Consider the following 24,672-nt stretch of genomic DNA (forward strand, 5'->3'; position numbering starts at 1 on the left):
TATTGGAGACGATAGAACACGTCCTATGCAAATCACGTTTCGTGTTCGTCAGTTGACTATTGCGGTGGTGGTGGCGGCGCTGACCGCCGGGACGGCCACCGGGTGCTCCTCCAGCGGCTCGGACTCCGGCGACGCCGCGCACCCCGCCGGGAACGTCGTCCGGGTGCCGGAGGACTTCCCCACCGTCCAGCGGGCCGTGGACGTCGCGCGCGACGGCGACACGGTGCTGATCGGCCCGGGCACCTACCGGGAGAGCGTGCGGGTCGCCAGGAGCAACCTGGTGCTGCGCGGGACCGACCGCTCCGCCGTGGTGCTGGACGGCGGGCTCAAGCTGGCCAACGGCATCACCGTCACCGGCCCGGGCTCGGTGGTGGAGAACCTCACTGTGCACCACTACCTGGCCAACGGCGTGCTGTTCACCGGGGTCACCGACGAGAAGCTGCAGCAGCGCGGCGCGGGCGGCTCGGCGTACGACCCGCTGGACACCGCCCGCTTCCCGCCCGTACAGGGCTTCCGGGCGACCGGGGTGACGGCGTACAACAACGGCCTGTACGGCATCTACGCGTTCGACGCGCGCGGCGGCGTGATCGAGGACTCCTATGCCTCCGGGCACGCCGACTCCGGTATCTACGTCGGCCAGTGCAAGCCCTGCGACACCCTGGTGCGCGGCAACACGGTGGAGCGCAACGCGGTCGGGGTCGAGCTGACCAACGCCTCGGACGGCCTGTCGATCCTGGGCAACCGGGTGGCCGGGAACCGGGTGGGCGTCACCGTGAACTCCAACGACCTGGAGGCGCTGGCGCCGCAGCACGGCGCGGTGATCGCGGGCAACGTGGTCGTCGACAACAACGCCGCCGACACCCCGCAGCAGGCGGACGGGGGCTTCGGCATCGGGATCGGGATCGGCGGCGGGACGGCGAACCGGGTGGAGCGCAACCTCGTCCGGGGAAACCGCGCGGCCGGGGTGATCGTCACCGATCCGGCGGACCACCCGGCGAGCGGCAACCGGGTCGAGGGCAACCAGGTCGACGGCAACGGCGCGGACCTGGTGCTCGCCTCGGCCGACCCCGGCAACTGCTTCACCGGCAACCGGCCCGGCACCCAGAGTCCGGAGGGGCTGGAGGCGGCGGCGGCCTGCGGCGGACCGGGGCGCGGGCCGCTGGCCGCCGGGCGCCCGGCGCCGGTGCAGGCGCCGCCGGGGGTGCCGTTCAGCCAGGTGGCGGCTCCGCCCGCGCAGCCGTCCGCGGTCGATCCGGCCGCGCCGGCCCGCCCGGCGACCGGGCTGCCGGGGCCGGTGGACCCGGCGGCGTACCCGCTGCCGACGGACGCCGGTTCGCTCCCGCCGCGCCCGGCGGGGTGACGCCGGGCCCACACCCGGCGGGGTGAAGCCGGGCCCACACCCGGCGGGGTGGGACAGAGGCCCGGCGGGGTGAGGCGGTCAGCCGGTGAGCCAGGGGGCTTCGGGCAGCTTGGCGCCGCCGTCCTGCCCGGAGAACTCCACCGTGGTCGGCGTGCCCAGCCCGGGCATCCGCATGGTGACCCGGCGCAGGCCGCCGTCGCCGTCCACCCAGTAGGTCAGCGGTGAGCGTTCCCCGTCGGGGGCGGCGCCCTGGGCGCGCGGGCCGGCGAACCGGTCGTAGTCCCGGCCGTCGAGCCGCTCGCCGCCGAGCCTGCGGGCCCCGGACTGGGCGAGCAGCAGCGGGTTGTCGGGCCGGTCGGCGCCGAGCTGGACGACCAGTTGCAGCCCGGCGTCCAGCGGGTCGGCGGTGTAGGAGCGGGGGGACCAGCCCTGCCGGGGGACGCGTTCGGCCTGCTCCCAGGCCGGTCCGTCGACCCCGGCGGGTTCGGGGGCGAGCCCGAGGCCGCCGGCGTCCCACACCACCAGGCCGTGGTCGAGCGGGCCGTCGGCGCCGGTGACCCGGTAGCGGCCGACGCCCCGGCGGACGCGGTAGTCCACCACGCCCTCGACCTGGACGGTGACGCCGCCGCCCTCGGCGGCGGTCAGGGCGAGCGTGACCGGACTGGCCTGGAACAGGTTGAGCCGCGACAGGGCCAGCCGGGAGGCCTCGTCGACGGTGACCGGGCGTTCCCCGGTGTCGGCGGCGACGGTCCGGTAGGCGACCACGCCGCCGACGGCGGCGGCGCCCGCCACCAGGGCGGCGAGGATCCTGAGCCGGACCGTGCGGCGGCGCGGGGCCGGTCCGGGGGCACCGTCCGGCGCGGTCCGGGCCGTCCGCTTCCCGGGCTCCTTCGTCGCCACGGGCTCCTTCGCCTTCCCGGGCTCCTTCGTTGCCGACGCCTGCTTCGGGGCCTGCGGGTTCCGGGCCGGGGTCGTCCGGGCCATGCGGGTTCCTTCTCTCGTCCGTCGGTCGGCCGGTCGGCCGGTCGGCCCGTCGGCCGTTCTGCCGGTACGGGCACGTGCGTGAGCGGGCGGGCCCGAGAACCCGGAGGTCCTGGACCCGCCCGCTCGGCGACGGCCCGTCAGGGCCGCCACCAGGGCTGTACCGCTACTACTGGTGCCGCGCCCGGCGGCGGCGGGACAGCAGCAGGAGCGCCGCGCCGAGCAGCGTCAGCGTTCCCGCGCCGGCCAGCATCACCGGGATGCCCTCGCTCGCACCGGTGCTGGGCAGGTGCGATCCGGGGGCCGGCGCCGGCGGAGCGGGCGGCGGCACGGCCGGGCCCGGCTGCGCCGGCGGCCAGGTCTCGGTCGGCGTCACCACGGTCGGCGTCGGGGTCGGCGTGACCGTCGGGGTCGGGGTCGGGGTGGGCGTCGGGGTCGGGGTCGGGGTGACCGTGGGCGTGGGCGTGGGCGTCGGGGTGGGCGTCGGGATCAGCTTGTTGACGGCCGTCACCGAGACCCCGGCGGTGAGGTTGTCGGTGGTCAGCGCCAGCGGGCCGAACACCGTCACCTCCGGCGCGGAGTAGCCGTCCGGCGGACTGGTCTCCTGCCAGTAGTACGTCCCGACCGTGCCGGTGCCCTGGCAGATGCCGTCGGCCCCGGTCGTGCAGGGGTCGCCCACCGCGGTGTCGGGCTTGTCGCCGGTGCTCTGCAGCCCGTCGGTGCCGTTGGTGTCCTTCCACAGCCGGAACTTCGCGCCCGCCAGCGGCTTGCCGTCCTGGTCGTGCTTGACCAGGCGCAGCGCGCCCTCCTGCTGCCGGAACCCGAAGTCGTAGGTGTGGTCGTTCTCGCCCGGACCGCCGGTGGTCAGGGCGCGTTCGACGTACTGCCCGCCCGCCGGGACGACGCCCTTGGAGTCGATGAAGCGGTTGTCGCCGACGTCGGCCGTGGTGGGCACCCACTGGTACAGGGGGCCGCCCTTGGCGTAGTCGGCCGGGTTGTCGAGCTTGACGGTGTACTTGGTGCGCGGCTTGAGGCCGCCGGTGACGTTGGAGTCGTCGAAGTAGTACTCGCCGCGCGCGGTGGTCTTCGTGGTGCCGACGAGCTTCCCCGACTCGTCGTACAGGTTGACCGTCGCCGCCGGTACCGGGCGCTGGCCCGGCAGTTGGAGGCCGGAGCGCTCGGGGTCGTACCAGACCCGGTTGCCGATCTGGAGCGGGGCCTGGTCGCAGAGCACCTCGAGGTCGCCCATCGAGGCGCCCTTGCCGAACGGCGCCACCACTCCCGCCGGGTTGAGCCGCAGGCCGAACTTCGGGTCCTGCTGGCCGTTCCGCTGGAGGAAGGAGGTGCCGTAGCCGAGTGCGGTGTGGTTGGGGTCGAACGCGGAGGTCGCGATGGTGTTCTCGACCTTGGAGAAGGCCATGCCGGCGAAGGCCGTGTTGCGGTGGCCGCCCCAGCTGGTGTCGAAGAACCGGGTGCCGCGGGGCGACAGCCCGCAGCCGTTGTTGGTGTCCATCACGTAGCTGCCGTTGACCGGGCAGGCCTTGTTGAGGTCGCCGCCCGACATGACGACAGCGACGGAGCCCGGCGTCGGGCCGGCCGGGGCGCGGTCACCGAAGCGGTCCCGGAAGGACAGCAGCATCGAGCCGTCGGTCTCGAACGCGATCTCGCCCAGCTCCGGTTCGGGGTTGGCGATGGTGCTGGCGCCGCAGGGGTTGCCGTTCTGCGAGGTCGGGTAGGTGTTGGTCCACGGGAACCAGCCCGCCCCGTCGCAGGGGCCGCCGCCGACGGTGCTCTGGCGCGGGTAGTCCAGCGGCTGACTCAGTACCGCCGCCGCGAAGGCGCCGGTGCCGAGGTCGAACGGCAGCACGACCGCGCGCAGGTCGGCGAGCTTGCCGGTCGACTCGCCCGAGCAGACGCCGCCGAGGTAGCCGGTGCCGTCCTGCAGTCCGAGGCCGAACGGCCGCCAGTCCACGGCCGCCGGACAGCCGGGGTCGGGGATCGGGTAGGAGGCCTTCGGCGCGGCCGCCGTCGGACCAGTGGCGTCGTAGCGGTAGAGCTTGCGATCGTTGAGGTTGACGACGAAGAGGTCCTTGCCGTCGTCGGTGATCTTGATGCCGCCGAGGCTCTCCTTGCCCGGGACCGCCAGGAACCCGTCGTCGGTGCCGCCGCCGTGGGCGGTCGCGCCGGCGTCCGGGACGGTGGTGAAGAGCTTCGTGGTCTTCGTGACCAGGTCGGTCACGTAGATCGCGCCCGCGCCGCCGGGGCCGTAGTCCGTGGTGCGCTTGGCGACGGCGGAGGAGAACAGCCGGCGGTCCGCCCGGTTCCAGGCGATGCCGAACAGGGTTCCGGTGTCGGCGTTGGTGGCGAGGTCGGTGGCGTCGACGTCCACGCCCTCCTGGCCGCGCGCGCTGTACGGGAAGGACAGCAGCGTGCGCTGCGTCCCGCCCTCGCGCGTGGTCGGCTGGCAGGCCGAGACCAGCGGGGCGTTCTTCTGGCAGTAGTCGCCGGGGCTCCACAGTCCGGTGGTGTAGGAGACGTTCTTGCCGCCGGAGAGGTCGACGAACTCCTCGTTGCTGCTCAGCTGGTTGGGCGCGCCGGTCAGGCCCTGCCGGGAGGCGAAGGCCGGGTAGAGCTTGCCGGGCTTCGGATTCACCACCTGGACCCGGTACTTGCCACCGGTCGGCTTGGCCGCGGCCGGCGCCAGCGTCACCGTGCCGTCCGCCGCCGTGGTGCCCTCGATGCTGGCGCCGGCGTCGTCGGTGAGGGTCACCCTCACTCCGGCCAGCCCGGGTTCCAGCGCGGGCGTCCACACCCCGGTGGTGTCCACGGCCCGCACCACGCGGACCGTCACGGTGCCGTCCCCCGCCTGCGGGAAGGCCTCCGGGGCCGCCGCCAGCGAGACCGCGCCGATGCCGACGGCCAGCGCCACCGCTCCGCCGACGGTCCGGCGGCCGGGCGCCCGCGGCCGCCGTCGTTCCGGGCCGCGTACGGCGCCGGGTTCCTGTGCACGTGTCGTTGTCATCCCTGCTCTCATGGTGGAGTTGGTCCCGCCGCCCCGACCTCGGATGGGAGTCGTGCGTGGCGGAAAGCCGCCGTTGGTAAGGGGAGCTTAAGGGGACCTTATGGAAGTTCGCAGGAGAACCAGGAATCTTGACGTTCCATCAGATGTTTCTCCCGCCTCGGCCCCGCTCTTTCGACGATCATGACTGCCGGGAGCGCGCGCAGGCGCGGCGAGCGCCGCCGCCCGCGCCCCTGACGAGCGCCCGGCACAGGGCGCCGGCCGGACGAGAGGGGATCACCGATGCGGGACATCGTGCGGGAATCGGCGGCGGCGGGACGCCTGGTGGTGTGGGAGGAGTCGGCGCGTGACGGCGCGCAGGCCAAGACCTTGATGCCGGGCGGCTTCCGGGTGCGGCTGGCCCGGGAGCACGGCGCGATATTCGGCGCGGACGGGCCGCGCCACGTGGTGTTCGCCGCCGGATTCCCCGCCGTGTGCGCCGAGGAGTTCGAGGCGGTGCGGCGAGTAGCCGTCGAGACCGAGGGACAGGTTTCGGCCGCGGCCGTCTGCCGGGGCACCGAGGCCGACGTCCGGCAGGCGGTCGCCTCGGTGCGCGGCGTCGCACACGCCCGGGTGCTGGCCGTCGTCCCGGCCTCCGAGGCGATGGCCCGGGTGATGACGCACCGGAGCGCCCGCGAGGCGCTCGCGCACGGCACGGACCTGGTGAAGGCGGCACGCGACCTGGACGAGGGCGTCGCGATCGACCTGTGCCTGGCCGACGCCTCCCGTGCCGACCACGGCCTGATGGCCGAAGCTGCGGGCGGGTTCACCGCCGCCGGGGCGGGCACGGTCCTCCTCGCCGACACGGTCGGGCGCCAACTCCCCGGCGAGACGGCCGAGATGTTCGAGCGGGTGGGCGCCTCGGCCGGTCCCGGGGTGGTACTGGGCTCGCATCTGCACAACGACCTCGGCCTCGGCCTCGCCAACACCGTCCAGGCGGTGTGCAACGGCGCCCGGGTGGTGTCCAGTTCATGGCTCGGCCTGGCCGAACGCTCCGGCCTGGTCGCCACCGAGCAGCTGCTGTTCCTGCTCGCCCACGACCCGGAGCGCGCGGCGGCCCTGCTCGGCGCCGACGGGCGCGCCGCCGAACTCTGGTGGCGGACACCGGACCTCACCCGGCTGCCGCGCATCGCCGCCCTGGTCTCGGAGCAGACCCGGGTGCCGCTGACGGTGACCACCCCGGTGGTCGGCACGGGGGTGGCCACCATCTCCACCGGCACGCCCTTCGTCGACCCCCGGCTGTTCCAGCCCTACGATCCGACGGCCCTGCTCGGGGTCGAACCCCGCATCGTGCTCACCCAGTTGGCGAGCGCCCGGGTCGTCACGGCGGTCGCCGAGCGGCTCGGCCACCGGCTGGACGCGGCCGGGGCCCGCGCGGCCATGGCCTGGGTGAAACGCCGGGCGTTCCGCACCGGCCGAGCCGTCGTCGACGACGAACTGTTCGCCGCCTATCTGGACGGCCTCGCCCGCACCACCGCCGAGGACACCCCGTGACGCCCGTGCCCCCCGCCCGCGAGCTGTCCGACCTCGCGGCCGTCCGCGCCGCCCTGGCCCGGGGGCGGGCCGTGGTGCTGCCCAACCCCGCCCCGCTGACCTGCGTCGTCGCCGCCACCCGGCCCGACGCCGTCAACACCGCAAAGCAGCGCCCGGCGGAGCAGGCCGTCGCGCTCTGGGCCCACCATCCGCGGACCCTGGACGCGCTGACGGAGCGGCTCGACCTCGGCCCGCACGCGCTGCGGCTGGCCCGGCGGCTGCTCGCCGAGGAACACCTCACCGTGCTCGCGCCCGTGCGCCGCCCCGAGGCGCCGCCCTGGCTGGCACCCGCGACCAGGGACGGCTGGACGCTGCTGTTCGGCGCCCGCTGGCAGCCGCTGGCCGGCCTGCTGGACGCCTTCCCGGTGCTGTACGTCAGCAGCGCCAACCGGACCGGCCACGACCCGGCGCCCGGGCCCGCCGAGGCCCTCGCGATGTTCCCGCCCGCCGTGCCCGTCCTCCGCTCCCCCGTCGCCGACGGCTCCGGCACCCACGACCGCTCCGACAGCTCCGGGGAACCGCGGGCCGCCACCACCACCGTCCGGCTGCATCCGGACGGCCGGCTCGACCTCCACCGGCACGGCGCGCAGGACCGCGCCTTCGCCGATCCCGAGCAGTACCTGGCCCAGCTCCGGACCGGCCCCGGGCGGTGACGGCCCGCCCCCCGCACCGCACGTCCGCCTCCGGCAGGGCGCGTCCCACCCGGCTCCGGCGCCGACACCGGACTCGCCGCCGTCACGGCGGCTCCGGCGGCGCGACCCGGCCGCTTCCCCGCCCGGCCGGAGCGCGCCCGTCATGACGGCCGGTTGGTCGTGGACGCGGACGGTCACGGCATCGAGGGGCCACCTGTGGAGCCGCCGCCTCACATCTCCGGCGGCGGCGCCTCGCCCTCCCGGCGCTGCCGCCGGCGGTAGTTGCGCATGGACACCTGGGAGCCGCAGCCGGTACTGCAGTAGAGCCCCGCCCCATTGCGGGTGCGGTCGAAGAAACCGAAATGGCACGGGGGGTTGCGGCAGGCCTTGACGCGCCCCCAGTCGCCGGTCTGGGCGAAGGTCGTCACCGCGGCCAGTACCGTCCCGAACACACGCGGAACCCCTGTCTGCGGCGACGCCAACTCGACACCACCGGCCGTGACCACCGTCGCCAGCGGGTAGAGCGCACCTGCGCGCCGCAGGTGCTGCTCGGCGTGCCGGAGCGGCTCGCCGAGGCCCGTCTCATCGCCCGAGTGCGCGAGCAGCAGGACCACCAGGGCGTCACGCAGCTCGCGTGCGGCCGCGGCGTCCGCGTCGGTCGCCACGGTCTCGTCGCCGAATTCGCCGTGCTCCGCGAGCCACTCCGCGAACGAGTGCCCGTCCCCGAACAGCTCCCGCCGGCCGCCTCCGTCCGCGCGGGTGTTCACGAACGCGAGCACGGTCTCCACCGTCGGCACGACGGTGCGCGGGCTGGGTTTCGCAGATCCCGTTGCAGTGCTGCTCATCGCCCCAGCCTACATCAGCAGGAAAAGGCACTAAGTCGACTGAAAGGCAACGTTAGGCGCTCCCTGGATTGACGCGTTGCTAGCTAACGGCTTACGGTCGCAACATGAACGAAGCAACGAACCACCCGACCGCCCCCCGCAGCTGGCTCATCACCGGTGCGAGCTCCGGCATCGGCCTCGAACTGACCCGGCAGGCAGTGGAGGACGGCGATGTCGTCACGGCGATCGCCCGCGAGACCGCACCCCTGGAGGGACTGGTCGAAGCGCACGGCGACCGCCTGCTCCTCGTCCGGGCGGACGTGCGTGACGAGCAGGCCGTCCGGGAGGCGGTGGAGCGCGCACTCTCGCGTTTCGGCCGCATTGACGTGGTGGCCAACAACGCCGGATACGGACTCTTCGGAGCCGTCGAGGAAGCCTCCGACACGCAAGCCCGCGCCGTGTTCGACACCAACGTCTTCGGCGTGCTCAACGTGCTCCGCGCGACGCTGCCGGTACTCCGCTCCCAGCGATCCGGACACATCCTCCAGGGCTCCTCGGTCTACGGACAGTCCGCCCACCCCGGCGTGGGACTGCTGGCCGCGACCAAGTACGCGGTCGAGGGACTGTCGGACGCACTGGCGGCCGAGGTCGCGCCGCTCGGCATCAAGGTCACCATCATCCAACCCGGAATGACCGCCACCCCCTTCCTCTCGAACCTCGACGTCGCCGCCGGCCTCGACGACTACGACCGGACCGTCCGCGAGGTCCAGAAGGGCATCGGAGAACTGCCCGCCTCCGCGTTCTCCTCCGCCGCCCGGATCGCCGAAGGCATCCGAACCGCGGTCGACAGCCCCAACCCCCCACTGCGCCTGGCTCTCGGCGCCGCCGGCGCCACCGGCATCCGCACCGCACTGGAGGCCCGCCTCGCCGGCCTGGACGAGTGGAACCACGTGACCGACGCCGTCGACAGGTGATCGCACGTCCCCCGGGGGCCTCGGCGTCCGGCGCCGGGGCCCCCGGGGCGGCGCGGTCCCCTGTACGCCCAGCCCGCTACCCGTCCTCGTCCTCGCCCGCGGGTGGTGCGCCGTGACGTTCGGGTGTGCCAAGACAGCGAGAAGACCCAGTGGTCCCGGCGCTGCCCGGCTCCCGTCGTGGAGGCGATCTCGCCGATCGCCGCCGTGGCCGGAGTCGTCCCCGGTTCCCGGATGCTGTCCGTTCTCTATGGCCGTCCGGTCAACTCCGGTAGGGTGCCGCCGCTCAGGCGGACACCCGACGAACCGGAGATGTTCATGGGTTCAGCTTCCAGAAGGTGGCGCGGCCGACCGTTGGCCGCCCTTGTCTCCGTCGCACTGATCGTGTCGACGGGTTCGATTTCGGCCTGGGGAGCGACCGACACCGGCAGGTCCCCCGGTGCGGCCGGCCCCGACCATCGGGAAGCCGGCGAAGAGTCCGGCGAACTGATGGAATCCATCGACTCGTTCAACGATCCTCGGCTGTCGCCCGGCGGGACGGTGGCGCCCGGCGCGTACCGTGCGGCGTGGCAGCACGCCCTCGCGATGCCGGTGCACCAAGGCGCCTTCACCGAGGTCACGACGCAGCCGTACAACTCGGACGCGACGCACTACCGCGACCACAGTGCCTCCAACGGCGGTGGCGGGGGCGGGTATTCGACCGGCAGGATCGCCGCGCTGGCCGTCGACCCGGCACACCGGGGCGTGCTCTACGCGGGCGGCGCCGACGGCGGCGTCTTCCGGTCCGCGGACGACGGCGCCACCTGGACGCCGATCGCGGACCACCTGCCGAGCCTGTCCGTGGGCTCCCTCGCGGTCGCCCCCGACGGCGCGCTCTGGCTCGGCACCGGCGAGGCCACCACCGCCTTCGACAACTACCTCGGCAGCGGCGTGTACCGCCTCGCCGACCCGTCGAAGGCGACGTTCGCCGACTCCGACCACCTCGGCGCCGGCGAGCTCGACAACAGCTCGATCCACCAGCTGCGCTTCGACCCCGAGGCGAACTACGCCTTCGCGGCCACCTCGCACGGCGTCTACCGCCGCGCGCTGAACGCCGGAAGCTCCACCGCCTGGCAGAAGGTGCTGGCCCCCTGCGCGGGCGTCGGCATCACCGGCGTCGCCTGCGGCACCAGCCAGTACTACGCCGACATCGCGGACGACCTGGTCGTCCAGCCCGGCAGCGGCGGCAAGCGCCTGCTCGCCAACGTGGCCTGGCGAGGCGGCGCTTCGTACAACGGCTTCTACTACTCCGACGACGCCGGAACCACCTGGCGCCTGGCCAACCCGCAGGGCGCGGTCAACCCCAGGGACATCGGCAACGCGACCTTCGCGTACGCCGCGGACGGCAGCAAGCTGTACGTGGCGCTGGAGTCACCCGCGCTCTACAACAAGAACACGGGCGCCCAGGCGCCCTACTCCATCCTCGCCGGCGTCTTCGTCAGCAACTCGGGCGACGTGAACGGGCCGTACAACCAGATCGCCACCTCCAGCAAGCTGGCCGACAGCGGCTCGGCGATGAAGCTGACCGTGATGGGCCCGGGGTACCAGCCCGGCACCCAGGCCTGGTACGACCAGTCCCTCGCCGTGGACCCGGCCGACCCGAACCACCTCTACCTAGGACTCGAAGAGCTGTACGAGACCCGCAATGGCGGCACCAGCTGGAATACAGTCGGCCGGTACTGGAACTTCGGCCTGGACTGCTTCAGCTACCAGCCGTCCGCGAACACCTGCGACGGCAACGTGATGCACTCCGACCAGCACGCCCTCGCCTTCTCCAACTGGCCCGGGCGGGCGCCCGAGGTGTACGCGGGCAACGACGGCGGCGTCTTCGCCCGCCCGACCGCGCAGACCGCGCAGACCGCGCCCGGCTGGCGCAACCTCAACGCGAGCGGCACGCTGCGAACCCTGCAGTACTACTCGGTCGGCGCGGGCCGGCTGCCCGGCGGCGGCGACGCGGTCTGGGGCGGCCTCCAGGACAACGGCGTCTCGCTCGCCGCACCGACCGGCGCGACGTACTCCTACACCTACCCCGGTACCACCACGCCGGTCACCGAACAGCTCAACCCGCGCGGCGAGATGGCCTCGCCGTTCGGCGGTGACGGCGGTGACCAGCTGGTCAACCCGGCCAACGGCTGCCAGACGGTGGGCGAGTACACCAACCTCGCCATGTCGCTGACCAACAACTGCGGCTACACGGCCAACGACGACGGCACGCCCTCGGGGATCACGTCGATCGATCCGCAGGACCCCAACGCCCGCTTCATCGCCCCGTTCGGCGCGGACGCCAAGGACCCGGGCTACTGGGTCGCCGGCGGACAGTACGTCTACGCCAACACCCGCACCTGGCAGAGTACTTCGGGCGCAGACTGGCAGCGGATCGCCGACGCGGGCGCGGGCCGCTCGGTCAGCGCGATCGCCTCGCAGCGCGACGCCTCGGGCGACCACGTCGTGTGGGCGGCCTGGTGCGGGGCCTGCAACCCCGGTGACACCTTCGGACGCGGGATCATGACCAACTACGGTGGCAGCTGGCACCAGTCGCCCCTCCCGGCGCAGTTCCCGATCCGCTACGTCCAGGGCATCACCATCGACCCGGCCGATCCGACCGGGGCCACCGTGTACGCCGCGATCTCCGGCTTCTCCCGGCACTGGAACGAGGGTCCCGGCGCGGGCTTCGGCCACCTGTGGCGGACCACCGACGGCGGCAGCACCTGGCAGGACGTCAGCGGGCCCGACGGCGCGTCCGACCAACTCGTGGACGCCCCGGCCAACCGGGTCCTGATCGCCCCCGGCGGCACCCTGGTCGTCGCCACCGACCTCGGCCTCTTCACCGACGACGTCAAGGCCGACGGCCTCGGCCACTGGAAGCGGCTCGGCCTGACCGACACCACCGCGACCGGCAACCTGCCGAACGCCGCCGCCGTCTACCTCAGCCCGAACCCGGACGGCACCTCGGTCTACGTGGCCACCCACGGCCGCGGCATCTGGCGCACCCCGATGCCGTAACCACCGACAGCGAGGGCCGGAGGCACCCGCCTCCGGCCCCTGCCACGAACCCGCACAACACCGCGGGCAACGACCGGCCGGCAAGCCGGGTCGGGTCGGGTCGGGTCGGGTCGGGTCGGGTCGACCGATGGAACGGGAGGTTGAACGCCGGGGCGGACGAGTCGGCAGCCAGGCGCCGATCACGGCGCCAGAAGGTTTCGTGCCAGGTGTGACACCGGCGACGACTCCGGCGCTGAACGTGATGCCCGCTCCAACCGACGCGGGCCGATCACGCCCGTCCGATCCCGCCCCCGCACCCCGTAGAGGCCGCCCGCCGATGACCCGACACGCCGACTCCCTGTTCGAGGACACGGCGCCGCTCGTCCGCCTGGCCGAGAATCCGCCGAGTGCCACCGCCGAAGACCCGGCGCCGGGGTCCGCCGAGACTCCGGTCTTCGTCGATTCCTCGGGCAGGCGCCAGCGCAGCGTGCGCCGCCTGGGCCGTGTCCTGGTCGTGCCCGCCGCCGCGTACGTGGTCCTCCTGGTCAGCACCCTGCTCGGCGGCCCCACGGTCCGCTCCCCGTTCCTCCCTTCCGCCCAGGCTCCGCACTCCGCCCAGACCAGCGCACCCGCTTCCGACCCGAGCACGGCGGCCCCGTCCCCCGGCACCGCCGTGGCAACGAACCCCGCCGGCGCCTCGGGCGGGTCCACCGCCGTGTCGAACCCCTCGCCCAAAGCCGCCTCCGGGACGGGATCCGGTGCGACGCCGGTTCGCACCTCCGGCCCGACCTCCTCCACCACCACCGGAGCCACCCCGACACCCGCACCCACACCCACGCCCACACCGACCGCCACAGCGACCGCCACAGCGACGGCCACGGCCACGGCCACCGGGCACGGCAAACCGACGTCGGCCCCCAGCCAGAGGGGCAAACCCACCACCCACCCGTGACCCACCCCGACCGCACCAGGCAGGAACCACCTCCGTTGTCGAAGAACCGCCGCCAACCCCGCGGCCGGCACACCACCGTACGCAACGTCCCGCTGCGCACCCACTGGCTGCTGCTCACCACTCTCGTGGTGACACTGTCGGCCGCTCTGCTGCTCCAGGGCTACACCCAGCACATGTTCGACAGCACGGCGGACGGCGCACCCCGCGCCGCGATCCCGGCAGCCTCCGTGCCGGCGCAGATCACCTCCGGCGGACCCGTCATCGAAGGCTCCGCCGCCCGCACGGCCAAACCCGCCGCCCGTACCATCGCGCTGACCTTCGACGACGGCCCCGACCCCGTCTGGACGCCGAAGATCCTGGACATCCTGCGCCGCAACGACGTCCACGCCACCTTCTTCACCGTCGGTACCCGTGTCGCCGCCCACCCCGACCTGGCCCGGCGGATCGTCGCCGACGGGCACCAGATCGGCCTGCACACCTTCACCCACACCAACCTCGGCACCGCATCCGCCTGGCGACGCGACCTGGAGCTGCGCGAGAGCCAGCTCGCCATCGTCGGAGCCACCGGAGTCACCACTCCACTGCTGCGCCCGCCCTACTCCTCCACCAGCGAGGCACTCACCGACGCCGACTGGAACGCCGTGGTCCAGGCCGGTCAGCAGGGCTACCTCACCGTCCTCACCACCCAGGACAGCGAGGACTGGCGCCGCCCCGGCGTCGACAGCATCATCACCAACGCCACCCCCAAGGGCACCGACGGCCAGATCCTCCTGATGCACGACGCCGGCGGCGACCGCTCCCAGACCGTCGCCGCCCTGGAACAACTGATCCCCCGGCTCAAGGCGACCGGCTTCCGCTTCACGACCGTCAGCGACGCGGTCGCCCTACCCGCTCCCGTCCGGCCGGCCACAACCGCGGACCACTGGCAGGGACTCGCCCTCATCACCGCACTGCGCACCAGCGGCTGGGTCCTGACCGTCCTCTCCTGGCTGCTGTGGGCGGCCGGCGCGATCAGCGTGCTCCGCGCCGTGGCGGTGCTCGTCGCCGCCCGCCGCCACGTGAGGATGCGCCGCAAGCCCTGGGGCAGGACGATCACCGAACCGGTCAGCATCATCGTCCCCGCCTACAACGAGAGCGCCGGCATCGAAGCCGCCGTCCGCTCCCTGCTGGCCTCCGACCACCCGGTCGAGATCATCGTCGTCGACGACGGCTCCACCGACGGCACCGCCGACATCGTCGAAGCCCTCCGCCTCCCCGGCGTCAGGGTCGTCCGGCAGCAGAACGCCGGCAAACCCGCCGCCCTCAACACCGGAATCGCCGCCGCCTCCTGCAACCTGCTCGTCATGGTCGACGGCGACACCGTCTTCGAACCGGACGCCGTCCGCATGATCGTCCAGCCGTTCGCCAACCGCCGCGTCGGCGCCGTCTCCGGCAACGCCAAGGTCGTCAACCGCGGTGGCCTGCTCGGCCGTTGGCAGCACATCGAGTACGTGGTCGGCTTCAACCTCGACCGGCGCCTGTTCGACCTCGCCGAATGCATGCCCACCGTGCCCGGCGCCGTCGGCGCGTTCCGCCGCGAAGCCCTCCTGCGCGTCGGCGGCGTCAGCGACACCACCCTCGCCGAGGACACCGACCTGACCATGGCCCTGTGCCGCGACGGCTGGCGCGTCGTCTACGAGGAACGCGCCAAGGCCTGGACCGAGGCCCCCGCCTCGCTCGGCGCGCTGTGGAAGCAGCGCTACCGCTGGTGCTACGGCACCCTGCAGGCCATGTGGAAGCACCGCGGCGCCCTCGTCCAGCGGGGCCAGGCCGGCAAGCTCGGCCGCCGCGGCCTGCTCTACCTCCTGATGTTCCAGGTCCTGATGCCGCTGCTCGCCCCCGTCGTCGACATCATCGCCGTCTACGGCCTGATCTTCCTCGACCCGGTGCGCATCATCGGCCTGTGGAGCGCATTCCTCCTGGTCCAGGTCCTCATGGGCGTCTACGCCTTCCGACTCGACAAGGAGAGGACAGGTCCCCTGTGGAGCCTGCCCCTCCAGCAGTTCGTCTACCGGCAGCTGATGTACCTCGTCGTCATCCAGTCCGTGTTCACCGCCATCGCCGGCTCCCGTCTGCGCTGGCAGCGGATGGAACGCTACGGCAGCCTCCAGGTGCCCGTCACCGCGGTCGCACCGCCCGCCACCGCAGTCGCACCGCCCGGGCCGGCCCTCGGCCGGTCCTGGACGGAGGAGCCCGACGCCGTGCCACCGACAGCCTCCGGCACGGGATTCCACCACGGTCCCGCGGAGGACTCCTGGCAGCCGTACCAGCAGCAGAGCGGCCCGGTTCCCGAGCAGAGGTCATTCACGGAGTACAGATGACCCCTCGGCAAACCGGGGCCACGGGAGGAAAGGAGGGCGCGCATGATCTGTGCCGTGGTGTTCAAATTCTCGAATGACCGACACGGCTCCGAGCGCGGTGGCCGGGATGCCACAGTGACGGAATGGGCTCGACGGGTGACGCGTTGTTCGCCTCAGGTCTTCCTGGCCCTCTACAGGAGGCCGTACTTCTTCAAGTAGTCTCGCCAGCCGAGCCACCGGCACCGCGGGCTCGGGACCACCTTGCTGCTCACGATCCGGACCTACGGCTGGAGTTCAAGGCGATGACGGCGGCGATCGGGATCGACCCGCGCTTTGCGTACCGTGTCTACCTCTCACTTCTTCGCACCAGGGAAAGCGGCACGTGCCCGGAGGATCTCGCCCGGGACCTCGGCGCCGGGGTCGGCGAGGTTCGGGAGGCCCTCGGCTGGCTGGCCGGCCACGGCCTCCTGGACCGGGACCGGGGAGCGCCGCCGGCCACGCCGCAGAGCGTCCTGAGACGCTTGGTCGCCGATCAGCAGGAGCGGCTGGCCGAGGTCACCCGCGCCCAGGACCTGATCTCCGACCTCACCGACGGCTTCCTCGCCACTCCGGCCCCCGCGGGGGAGGGTCCGGCGGTCGAGGTGGTCGAGTCACGGGACCAACTGGTGCACCGATTGGGAGAGTTGCACGCGTCCAGCCGGTCGGAGGTGGCGGTGATGCTGCCCACCGCGGCCGAGCGGGAAGCGCTGCACCCGTGCATCCGCGAGGACGTCGAGCTGCTGCGCCGGGGCGTCCACTACCGGCTGGTGGCGCCGGCCTCCGCCCTGGGGAGCCCGGCCGTCGTCGAGTACGTGAACGCGCTCCAGGAGGCCGGCGCGGAGATCCGGACGGCGGAGTCGCTGCCGCTGCGGCTGGTCATCGTCGACCGGGAGAAGGTGGTCACCCGGTCGCAGGTCGAGGGGCTGCGCCGCAGTGTGGTGATCGACGGCGGACTGCTCGCCCAGCTCTTCACCCGGGTCTTCGAGCACAGTTGGTCCACGGCCGCGCCGTACACCCGGCGGCGGCGCGGCGCTACGGGGCCGGTGCTGTCCGGCACGCACCGGCTGGTGCTGCGGATGATGGCCGCCGGGACCACCGACAAGTCGATAGCCCGTCATCTCGGCTACTCGGACCGGACGGTGCGGCGGTTCGTCGCCGAGATCCTGCGGGTGCTGGAGACCGACAACCGGCTCACGGCGATGGTGCGGGCCACCCGGCTCGGGCTGCTCGAACACGAAGGCAGGGAGGGCAGGGAGGGCAGGGAGGCGAAGGAGGTCGCGGCGGCGAAGGAGTCGAAGGAGGTCGCGGCGGCGAAGGAGAGCCGGGAGGTGCGGGCGGCGAAGGGCTGAGCCCGGCGCCCGCCCGGGGGGGCGCCAAGTCCGCCTACAGCAGCCCCCGTTCGGCGGCGATCCGGGCGGCGTCGAAGCGGTTGCGCCCGTCGAGCTTGCGCATCGCGCCCGAGGTGAGGTTGCGGACCGTCCCGGCGGCCAGGTAGAGCTCGCGGGCCACCTCCTTCACCGAGGCGCCGGTCGCGGTGAGGCGGAGGATCTCGCGTTCCCGCGCGCTCAGCGTCTGCTCCGCGACGGCCGTCCGGACCGCCGGCCCGTCGGGCGCCGGTTCGGTGTCGCCCGGGGCCGGGCGGCCGCCCGCGGCGGCGTCCCGGATCGCGTCGACCAGGCGGGGGATCTTGGTCTGCTTGGTGACCACCCCGAGCGCCCCCGCCGACACCGCCCGGTCCACCAGGGTCCGGGTGGGCCGGGCCGCCATGAGGACGACCCGGCAGTCGGGCAGGCGCTTCCCGAGCTCCCGCACCAGGCGGAAGCCGCCCTGCGCGGTGCCCATGCCCAGCACGGCGACGTCCGGCCGGCGGCGGACCGCGACCGGGACGACCATCGAACTCCGGTTCACCGCCCCCACGACCTCGAAGTCCTTCACGGACGCGAGCACCTCGGCGATCGCGTCCAGGGGCAGCAGCTGCTCGTCGGCTACCAACACACGAATGGTCATCACTAGGTCTCCCCCGAGGATCCCGTGAACGGAACTCATGGTGATCGTTGCGGCCGCGCCCCAGTGTGTGGCGGACGGCCCGCTCCCGTCGACGGCACCCGGGCGTCCGGGTGCGGACATGTCCTCAGCAGGACCGGTGGGTCTACGCGTGTCATTCGGTGACCCCTCAACTTATCCCGGGTCCGGCGGCCGACCCGATGCCCGCGGGCAGGGACGTGACAAGTGTCAGTAGAAGCAGGTCAAAGCCTTGTCGCCGGTGACCGGCCGGGACCACGATGCGCACTGGTGATCGACTGCCGTGCGGGGCCCGTCCGCCCCGCACAGCCCCCGTCGCCCGCTGCTCCCCGACCCCTCCCCCCGGCCGCTCCCGGCCGTCCCGACCCGACACCGCCCGCGCGGCACCCTCCCGCGCGGCACCGTCCGCCCCGCCCCCTGCCCGTGCCCCGCCGGCACCCCGCCCCAGCGTGCCCCCGCACGCCCCGGGCCGGGCGCCGGCCCGTGCCCGGACCGGCTCACCACGGATGCCAGAGGAAGAGGACATGCACACAGACCCTGTGGTCCAGGACCCGACCCAGGCCCTGGCCGTCGTCGGCATGGCGGGACGGTTCCCCGACGCCCCGGACGTCGAGAGCTTCTGGCGGCTGCTGATGGAGCGTCACGACGCCATCGGCCCCGTCCCGGCGAGCCGTTGGGACTCCACCGCGCAACTCGACCCGCAGCGCGAGATCCAGGCCGTCGGCGGATTCCTCACCGACGTCGACCGGTTCGACGCCACCTTCTTCGGCATCTCCCCCCGCGAGGCGGAGATGCTCGACCCGCAGCAGCGGCTGATGCTGGAGGCCGCCTGGCGGGCGCTGGAGGACGCCGGGACACCGGCCCGCGCGCTCGCGGGCAGCCGGACCGGCGTGTTCGTCGGCGCCGGCTGGCACGACTACGAGCACGTCGGCCGCAGGAGCGCCGCCGGGGTCACCCAGCACACCGCGCCCGGCTACGCGCTCGACATGATCGCCGCCCGGGTCTCCTACTTCCTCGGGCTCACCGGGCCCAGCCTGGTCGTCGAGACCGGCTGCTCCTCCGCGCTGGTCGCGGCCCACCTCGCCGCCCAGGCGCTGCGCTCCGGCGAGGTGGACGCGGCGATCATCGGCGGTGTCGCGCTGATGCTCGACCCGACCGCCTCGATCGGCCTGACGTACTTCGGCGGCCTCTCCCCCGACGGCCGGTGCAAGGCCTTCGGCGCCGGGGCGAACGGCTTCGTGCGCGGCGAGGGCGTGGGCGCCCTGTTCGTGAAGACCCTGGCCCGGGCGCGGGCGGACGGGGACCGGATCCACGGTGTCATCGCCGGTACGGCGGTGAACAACGACGGCGGCGGGCAGAGCGTCGTCGCGCCCAGTCCGCTCGGCCAGGAGCGGCTGCTGCGGGACTCCTACCGGCGCTGGGGCATCCCGGCGGACCGGGTCGCCTATGTGGAGGCGCACGGGACCGGCACCTCGGTCGGCGACCCGATCGAGGCCGGTGCGGTCGGCCGGGTGCTGGGGCAGACCCGCAGCGCGGACGCCGGTCCGCTGCCGATCGGCTCGGTGAAGACCAACATCGGCCATCTGGAGGCCGCCGCCGGAATCCCCGGGCTGTTCAAGGCGCTGCTGGCGCTGCGGCACGGCGTGGTGCCGCCGAGCCTGCACTCGGCGGAGCTCAACCCGGAGATCGCCTTCGACGAGCTGAATGTGACGGTGGTCCGCGAGCCGCTGCCGCTGCCGGCGGACGAGCAGGTCTTCCTCGGCGTGAGCAGCTTCGGCTGGGGCGGCACCAACGCGCACGTGGTGCTGACCGGGGCGCCGCGGACGGAACCGCCGGCCGCCGACAGCGAGGACACCGCCGTGCACAGCGGCCCCGTACTGCTGCCGGTGTCCGCGCACTCGGAGCAGGCACTCGCCGAGCGCGCCCGCGAGCTGCGCGGGCTGCTCACCGGCGCGACCGCCCCGTCGCTCCCGGCACTGGCCGGCACGCTGGCCTGGCAGCGCGACCAGTTCCCGGTCCGGGCCGCCCTGCTGGCCGCCGACGCCGACGCGGCGGCGGGGCAGTTGGAGCGGCTGGCGGCCGACCCGGCCGGTGCCGAGCCGGTGCCCGGCGTGTTCGCCGGACGGGCCGCGACCGGGGGGCGGACCGCCTTCGTGTTCCCCGGCCAGGGCTCCCAGTGGCACGCCATGGGCCGCGAACTCCTGGCCGCCGAACCGGTGTTCGCCGCGGTGATCCAGCGCTGCGCGGCGGCGCTGGAGCCGTTCGTGGACTGGGACCTGGTCCGGGTCGTCTCCGGCGAGGCCGGGGAGGAGTGGCTGTCGCGGATCGACATGCTGCAACCGACCCTGTGGGCCGTGTCGCTGGGCCTGTGCGAGCTGTGGCGGGCGGCCGGGGTCGAACCGGACGTGGTGGTCGGCCACAGCCAGGGCGAGGTCACCGCGGCCACGGCGGCGGGCATCCTCTCCTACGAGGACGGCGCGATGGTCGTCGCCCGGCGCAGCGCGATCGCCCGCCGGACCTCGGGCAAGGGCCGGATGCTGGCGGTGGACCTCTCGCTGGACGCGGCGAAGGCGGCGCTGTCGGGCTTCGAGGAGGGCGTGTCGCTGGCCGTGAACAACGGCCCGAACAGCTGCGTGCTCTCCGGTGACACCGAACTCGTGCTGGCGCTCAAGGAGTTGCTGGAGGCCGAGGGCACCTTCTGCCGGCTGGTGAACGTGGACTACGCCTCGCACAGCCCGCAGATGGACGAGCTGGAGGACGACCTGCTGGCGGCGCTGCGACCGGTGCGCCCGGGCCGGGGCGCCGTCGAGCTGATGTCGACGGTGCGGGTGGCCCCGCTGGAGGGGCCGGAGCTGGACGCCCGGTACTGGGTGGACAACCTGCGCCGGCCGGTGATGTTCGCCGACGCGATGGAGCGGCTGTTCGACACCGGGGTGACCCATGTGGTCGAGATCAGCCCGCACCCGGTACTCACCCCGGCGCTGGAGCAGCTGGCCGCGCAGCGGCCGGTGCCGCCGCAGGTGCTGTCGACGCTGCGGCGCGACCAGGGCTCGCCGGACACGGTGCGCGAGTCCATGGCGCGGGCGTACGTGAGCGGTCTGGAGCCGTTCGGCGCGCTGCCCCGGACGGCCTGGGCGCCGGTGCCGCCGTACCCGTGGCAGCGGGCCGTGCACTGGGTGGAGCCGGGCCGCCGGCGTGCCGGGAGCGGGGCCGGGGAGGAGCTGCGGCTGGTGCCGTCGGTGACCGAGCAGGGCGCCTGGAGCGGCATGCTGGAGCTGGCCCCGGCGGACATCCCCTGGGTGCGCGACCACCGGGTGTACGACGCGGTGGTGCTGCCCGGCACCGGGATGCTGGAGCTGGCGCTGCGCACGGCGCTGGCCAGGACCGGCGGCGCGCACCGCACGCTCGCGGAGGTCGGCCTGCACAGTCATCTGACGCTCACCGAGGAGCCGGTGACGGTGGCGCTGGGCTGGCGGGACGATGTCACGGGCGGCGGCAGTTTCACGCTGTCCTCGCTGGAGCCGGGCGGGCAGGGCTGGGTCCGGCACGCGTCGGCGCGGGTGCTGGCGGAGGACACCGCGCCGCACGCGCCGTCGTTCCCGGAGCGGCTGCTCGCTCTGGACGCCGCGCCGGCCGCCGGGTTCTACGCCGACTGCGCGGCGCGGGGCCTGAACTACGGTCCGGCGTTCCAGGGCGTGGTGGGGCTGCGGGCCGGGGCGGCGGAGTGCCTGGCCGAGGTGCGGCTGCCGGAGGGCTGCCTGGCCGGCGGTCATCCGCACCGGCTGCATCCGGCGCTGTGGGACGCGGCGTTGCAGGCTTCGATCCCGCTGTTCCCGGGCGGGGAGGCGGCGGTGCCGGTCGGGGTCGGGCGGGTGCATCTGCACCAGGACCTCGCGGAGCCGGTGACGGCGCTGTGGTCGCACGCGGTGCGGCGGGACGGCGGCGAGGAGGTCGACCTGTTCCTGTTCGACGCCGGGCGGCGGCCGGTGCTGAGCCTGCTGGGCCTGCGGATGCGGGCGCTGGCGGCCTCGGCCGATCCCGGCGCCGTGGACGCGGAGCGGATCCACCGGCTGGAGTTCCGGCCGAAGGACCGCGCCGACTCCGAAGGGACCGGCACCGACGGAACCGACGCGGCGCAGCCGGCCGAAGCGGCGCGAGGCACCGGCCGCTGGGCGGTGTGCGCGGCCGACCAGGTCGGCGGCACGGCGGCCTGGGCGCGGGCCGGCGAGCTGGCCGAGGCGCTGGGCGCGATCGGCGGGACGGCGCTGGCGCAGGTGGCCGACGGCGCGGACGCGGCGCGGACCGAGGTCTGGCAGGAGCGGCTGGCCTCGGTGGAGGGGCTGGACGGCGTGGTCTTCCTGGCGCCGAACGCGGAGGCCGGGCCGGACGCCCAGCGGGCGGCCCTCACGGCGCTGGCCGCGCTGGTGCGCGCCTGCTCGGCGCACCCGCTGGTGCCGCGGCTGGTCGTGGTGACCGCCGACGCCCAGCTGCCGCCGTCGGCGGCCGGGGCGGTCGACCCGGGCGCGGCCCTGTACTGGGGCTTCGGGCGGGTGCTGCGCCGTGAGCACCCCGAGCTGCGGCCGGTACTGGTGGACGTGGCCGGTGGCGAGGCCGACTGGGCGGCGCGGTGCGCCGTCGAGCTGTCGGCCGAGGACGGCGCGGACCAGGTGCTGCTGAGGGGCGGGGAGCGGCTGGTCGGCCGGCTGGTGCGCGGCGCGGCGGGCCCGGTGGACGGCCCGGCGGACCCGGCCGGGCCGCGCCGGCGCTCGGCGGCCCCGCAGCCGTTCCGGCTCGCCCCGGACGGTCGGGGCACCTGGGACGGGCTGGCGTTCCGGCCGCTGGAGCGGCGGGCGCCGGGCGCGGGGGAGATCGAGCTGGCGGTGGGTTCGGCGGCGCTGAACTTCATCGACGTGATGAAGGTGATGGGCACCTATCCGGACCCGACGGCCGACGCCCGGCTGCTCGGGCTGGACGGCGTGGGCGTGGTGACCAGGACCGGCGCGGGCGTGACCCGCTTCGCCCCCGGTGACCGGGTGGTCGCCTGCACCGCCGGAGGCGCGCTCGCCACCCACTGGACGGTGCTGGCCGACCACGCCCAGCACGTGCCCGAGGGGATGGCGGACGCCGACGCGGCGGCGTTCCCGGCGGTGACCGTCACCGCCTGGTACGGCCTGCGGCACCTGGCGGCGCTGCTGCCGGGCGAGACGGTGCTGATCCATTCGGCGGCGGGCGGGCTGGGGCTGGCGGCGATCGCGGTGGCGCGGCTGCTGGGCGCCGAGGTGCTCGCCACGGCGGGCAGCGCGCACAAGCGGGCCCGGCTGCGCGAGCTGGGCGTGCGGCACGTCTTCGACTCCCGGGACCTCTCCTGGGCGGAGGAGGTGCGGGCCGCGACCGGCGGCCGCGGGGTGGACGTGGTCCTCAACTCGCTGACGGGCGCGGCGATCCCGCTGGGCCTGGAGGTGCTGGCCGAGGGCGGGCGGTTCGTCGAGGTCGGCAAGGCCGACATCTACGGCGGGCGCACGCTGGCCCTGGACGCGTTCCGCAAGGGCATCGGCCTGGTCTCGCTGGACCTCGCCGGGGTGATCGCCCGCCGGCCTGCGCTGTTCACCCGGCTGTTCGCCGAGGTGTGGGAGCGGGTGGTGGCGGGTGAGCTGGCGCCGCTGCCGGTGCTGTCCTACCCGTTCGCGCGGGCCACCGAGGCGCTGCGGGAGATGTCCCACGGCCACCACATCGGGAAGTTCGTGCTGTCGGACCCGTCGACGGTGACGGAGGTGGTCCCGGAGCCGCTGCGGGACGGCCGGTTCCGGGACGACGGCACCTATCTGATCACCGGTGGGCTCGGGGCGCTCGGCCTGTCGCTGGCGGAGTTCATGGCCGGGCGCGGCGCGGGCCGGCTGGCCCTGGTGGGCCGCTCGGCGCCGGGCGCGGACGCGGTGGCCCGGATCGGGGCGCTGCGGGCGCGCGGTGTGCTGGTGGAGACCTTCGCGGCCGATGTCGCCGACGCGGCGGCGGTGCGCCGGGTGCGCGAGCAACTGCCGCCGCTGCGCGGGGTGGTGCACGCGGCCGGTCTGCTGGACGACGCCACGGTCCTCAATCTGACGGCGGAGCAGCTGGACCGGGTGCTGGCGCCCAAGGTCGACGGCGCGGTCCACCTGGACGCGGTGACCGAGGGCGATCCGCTGGACTTCTTCCTGCTGTTCTCCTCCGCCGCCGCGCTGTTCGGCAACGCCGGCCAGGCGGCCTACGCGGCGGGCAACGCCTTCATGGACGCGCTGGCGGTGGACCGGCGGCGGCGCGGGCTGCCCGCGCTGAGCGTGCAGTGGGGCCCGTTCAGCGATGTCGGACTGGCCGCCGCGGCGGACAACCGCGGGGCCCGGCTGGCGGAGCGCGGCATGGCGGGCTTCTCCACCGCCGAGGCGTGGCGGGCGCTGGAGGGGTTCCTCGGCGGTGACGAGCAGGTGGTCGCCTATGTGCCGATCGACCTGCGGCAGTACCTGGAGGCGTACCCGGACACCGCGACGCTGGAGAGCTGGAGCGCGCTGCGCGAGCTGGCCCGGCACGGTGGGAGCGGCAGCAGCGCGGGCGCGGCCTTCCTCGCCGAGCTGCGCGGGGCGCCGCGGGAGCGCCGGCCGGAGCTGCTGGAGGCCAAGGTGCAGGAGCTGGCCGGGCGGGTGCTGCGGCTGGAGGCCGGGGCGATCGACCGGGACACGCCGTTCAAGTCGCTGGGGCTGGACTCGCTGATGGGTCTGGAGCTGCGCAACCGGCTGGAGGCGGCGTTCGGGCTGCGGCTGTCGCCGACCCTGCTGTGGACGTACGGCTCGGCCCGGGCGCTGTCGGCGGTGCTGGCGGAACGGCTGCTGGACGATCCGGCGGCGGGCGAGGACGGCGCGGGCGGGTCCGCCGAGACCGCCGGGACCGCTGCGGAAGACGAGGGCTGAGC

The 24,672-nt window shown here is 74.2% G+C and carries 13 protein-coding genes; 9 read left to right on the plus strand and 4 right to left on the minus strand.

The window, feature by feature from the left end; translation table 11 throughout:
• Positions 1-25: 25 nt before the first annotated feature.
• On the plus strand, positions 26-1,360 hold the full coding sequence (locus tag SM793_RS12560; protein ID WP_320438212.1) for a nitrous oxide reductase family maturation protein NosD: 1,335 nt from the start codon (positions 26-28) through the stop codon (positions 1,358-1,360).
• A gap of 78 nt (positions 1,361-1,438) precedes the next feature.
• On the opposite strand, the gene SM793_RS12565 is transcribed toward SM793_RS12560, so the two are convergent.
• Together SM793_RS12565 and SM793_RS12570 are read right to left on the minus strand one after the other, a co-directional pair.
• The gene (locus SM793_RS12565) at positions 1,439-2,344 is read right to left on the minus strand and encodes a hypothetical protein (RefSeq protein WP_320438213.1); all 906 of its coding nucleotides are present in this window, start codon (positions 2,342-2,344) and stop codon (positions 1,439-1,441) included.
• Positions 2,345-2,510: 166 nt separating this feature from the next.
• Entirely contained in the window at positions 2,511-5,363 is a 2,853-nt protein-coding gene (locus tag SM793_RS12570; RefSeq protein WP_320438214.1) for an SdrD B-like domain-containing protein, read from the minus strand.
• A gap of 279 nt (positions 5,364-5,642) precedes the next feature.
• Between SM793_RS12570 and SM793_RS12575 the strand changes: the two genes are divergently transcribed.
• Complete coding sequence (locus SM793_RS12575) at positions 5,643-6,893, plus strand: 2-isopropylmalate synthase (protein ID WP_320438215.1); 1,251 nt, start codon at positions 5,643-5,645, stop codon at positions 6,891-6,893.
• Positions 6,890-7,585 carry a hypothetical protein gene (locus SM793_RS12580; protein ID WP_320438216.1) on the plus strand — a complete coding sequence of 232 codons (696 nt, stop codon included), beginning with the start codon at positions 6,890-6,892 and terminating at the stop codon, positions 7,583-7,585. The genes SM793_RS12575 and SM793_RS12580 overlap by 4 nt, the downstream gene beginning before the upstream one ends.
• A 209-nt stretch (positions 7,586-7,794) precedes the next feature.
• Here the strand turns inward: SM793_RS12580 and SM793_RS12585 are convergent, their stop codons facing one another.
• Complete coding sequence (locus SM793_RS12585; RefSeq protein ID WP_320438217.1) at positions 7,795-8,409, minus strand: CGNR zinc finger domain-containing protein; 615 nt, start codon at positions 8,407-8,409, stop codon at positions 7,795-7,797.
• A gap of 104 nt (positions 8,410-8,513) precedes the next feature.
• On the opposite strand from SM793_RS12585, the gene SM793_RS12590 reads away from it, so the two are divergent.
• The 5 genes from SM793_RS12590 to SM793_RS12610 all read left to right on the plus strand — a co-directional run bounded on the left by SM793_RS12590 (position 8,514) and on the right by SM793_RS12610 (position 17,059).
• Positions 8,514-9,362: an SDR family NAD(P)-dependent oxidoreductase gene (locus tag SM793_RS12590; RefSeq protein ID WP_320438218.1), complete on the plus strand. Its 849-nt coding sequence runs from the start codon at positions 8,514-8,516 to the stop codon at positions 9,360-9,362.
• Between the two features lie 486 nt (positions 9,363-9,848).
• Positions 9,849-12,401: a glycosyl hydrolase gene (locus SM793_RS12595; RefSeq protein WP_320438219.1), complete on the plus strand. Its 2,553-nt coding sequence runs from the start codon at positions 9,849-9,851 to the stop codon at positions 12,399-12,401.
• A 316-nt stretch (positions 12,402-12,717) separates the two neighbouring features.
• Complete coding sequence (locus SM793_RS12600) at positions 12,718-13,332, plus strand: hypothetical protein (protein WP_320438220.1); 615 nt, start codon at positions 12,718-12,720, stop codon at positions 13,330-13,332.
• A 35-nt stretch (positions 13,333-13,367) separates the two neighbouring features.
• Positions 13,368-15,692, plus strand: a complete 2,325-nt coding sequence (locus tag SM793_RS12605; protein ID WP_320438221.1) for a bifunctional polysaccharide deacetylase/glycosyltransferase family 2 protein — start codon at positions 13,368-13,370, stop codon at positions 15,690-15,692.
• A 281-nt stretch (positions 15,693-15,973) separates the two neighbouring features.
• Positions 15,974-17,059 (plus strand): LuxR C-terminal-related transcriptional regulator, encoded by a 1,086-nt coding sequence (locus SM793_RS12610; protein WP_320438222.1) that lies wholly within the window; start codon positions 15,974-15,976, stop codon positions 17,057-17,059.
• 34 nt (positions 17,060-17,093) lie between these two features.
• Here SM793_RS12610 and SM793_RS12615 read toward each other — a convergent pair whose 3' ends face one another.
• Positions 17,094-17,717 (minus strand): response regulator transcription factor, encoded by a 624-nt coding sequence (locus tag SM793_RS12615; protein WP_320438223.1) that lies wholly within the window; start codon positions 17,715-17,717, stop codon positions 17,094-17,096.
• Positions 17,718-18,256: 539 nt separating this feature from the next.
• Here SM793_RS12615 and SM793_RS12620 point away from each other — a divergent pair.
• Complete coding sequence (locus tag SM793_RS12620) at positions 18,257-24,670, plus strand: type I polyketide synthase (protein WP_320438224.1); 6,414 nt, start codon at positions 18,257-18,259, stop codon at positions 24,668-24,670.
• Positions 24,671-24,672 lie beyond the last annotated feature (2 nt).

The organism is Kitasatospora purpeofusca, assembly GCF_034043715.1.
Classification (GTDB): Bacteria; Actinomycetota; Actinomycetes; order Streptomycetales; family Streptomycetaceae; genus Kitasatospora; species Kitasatospora purpeofusca_A.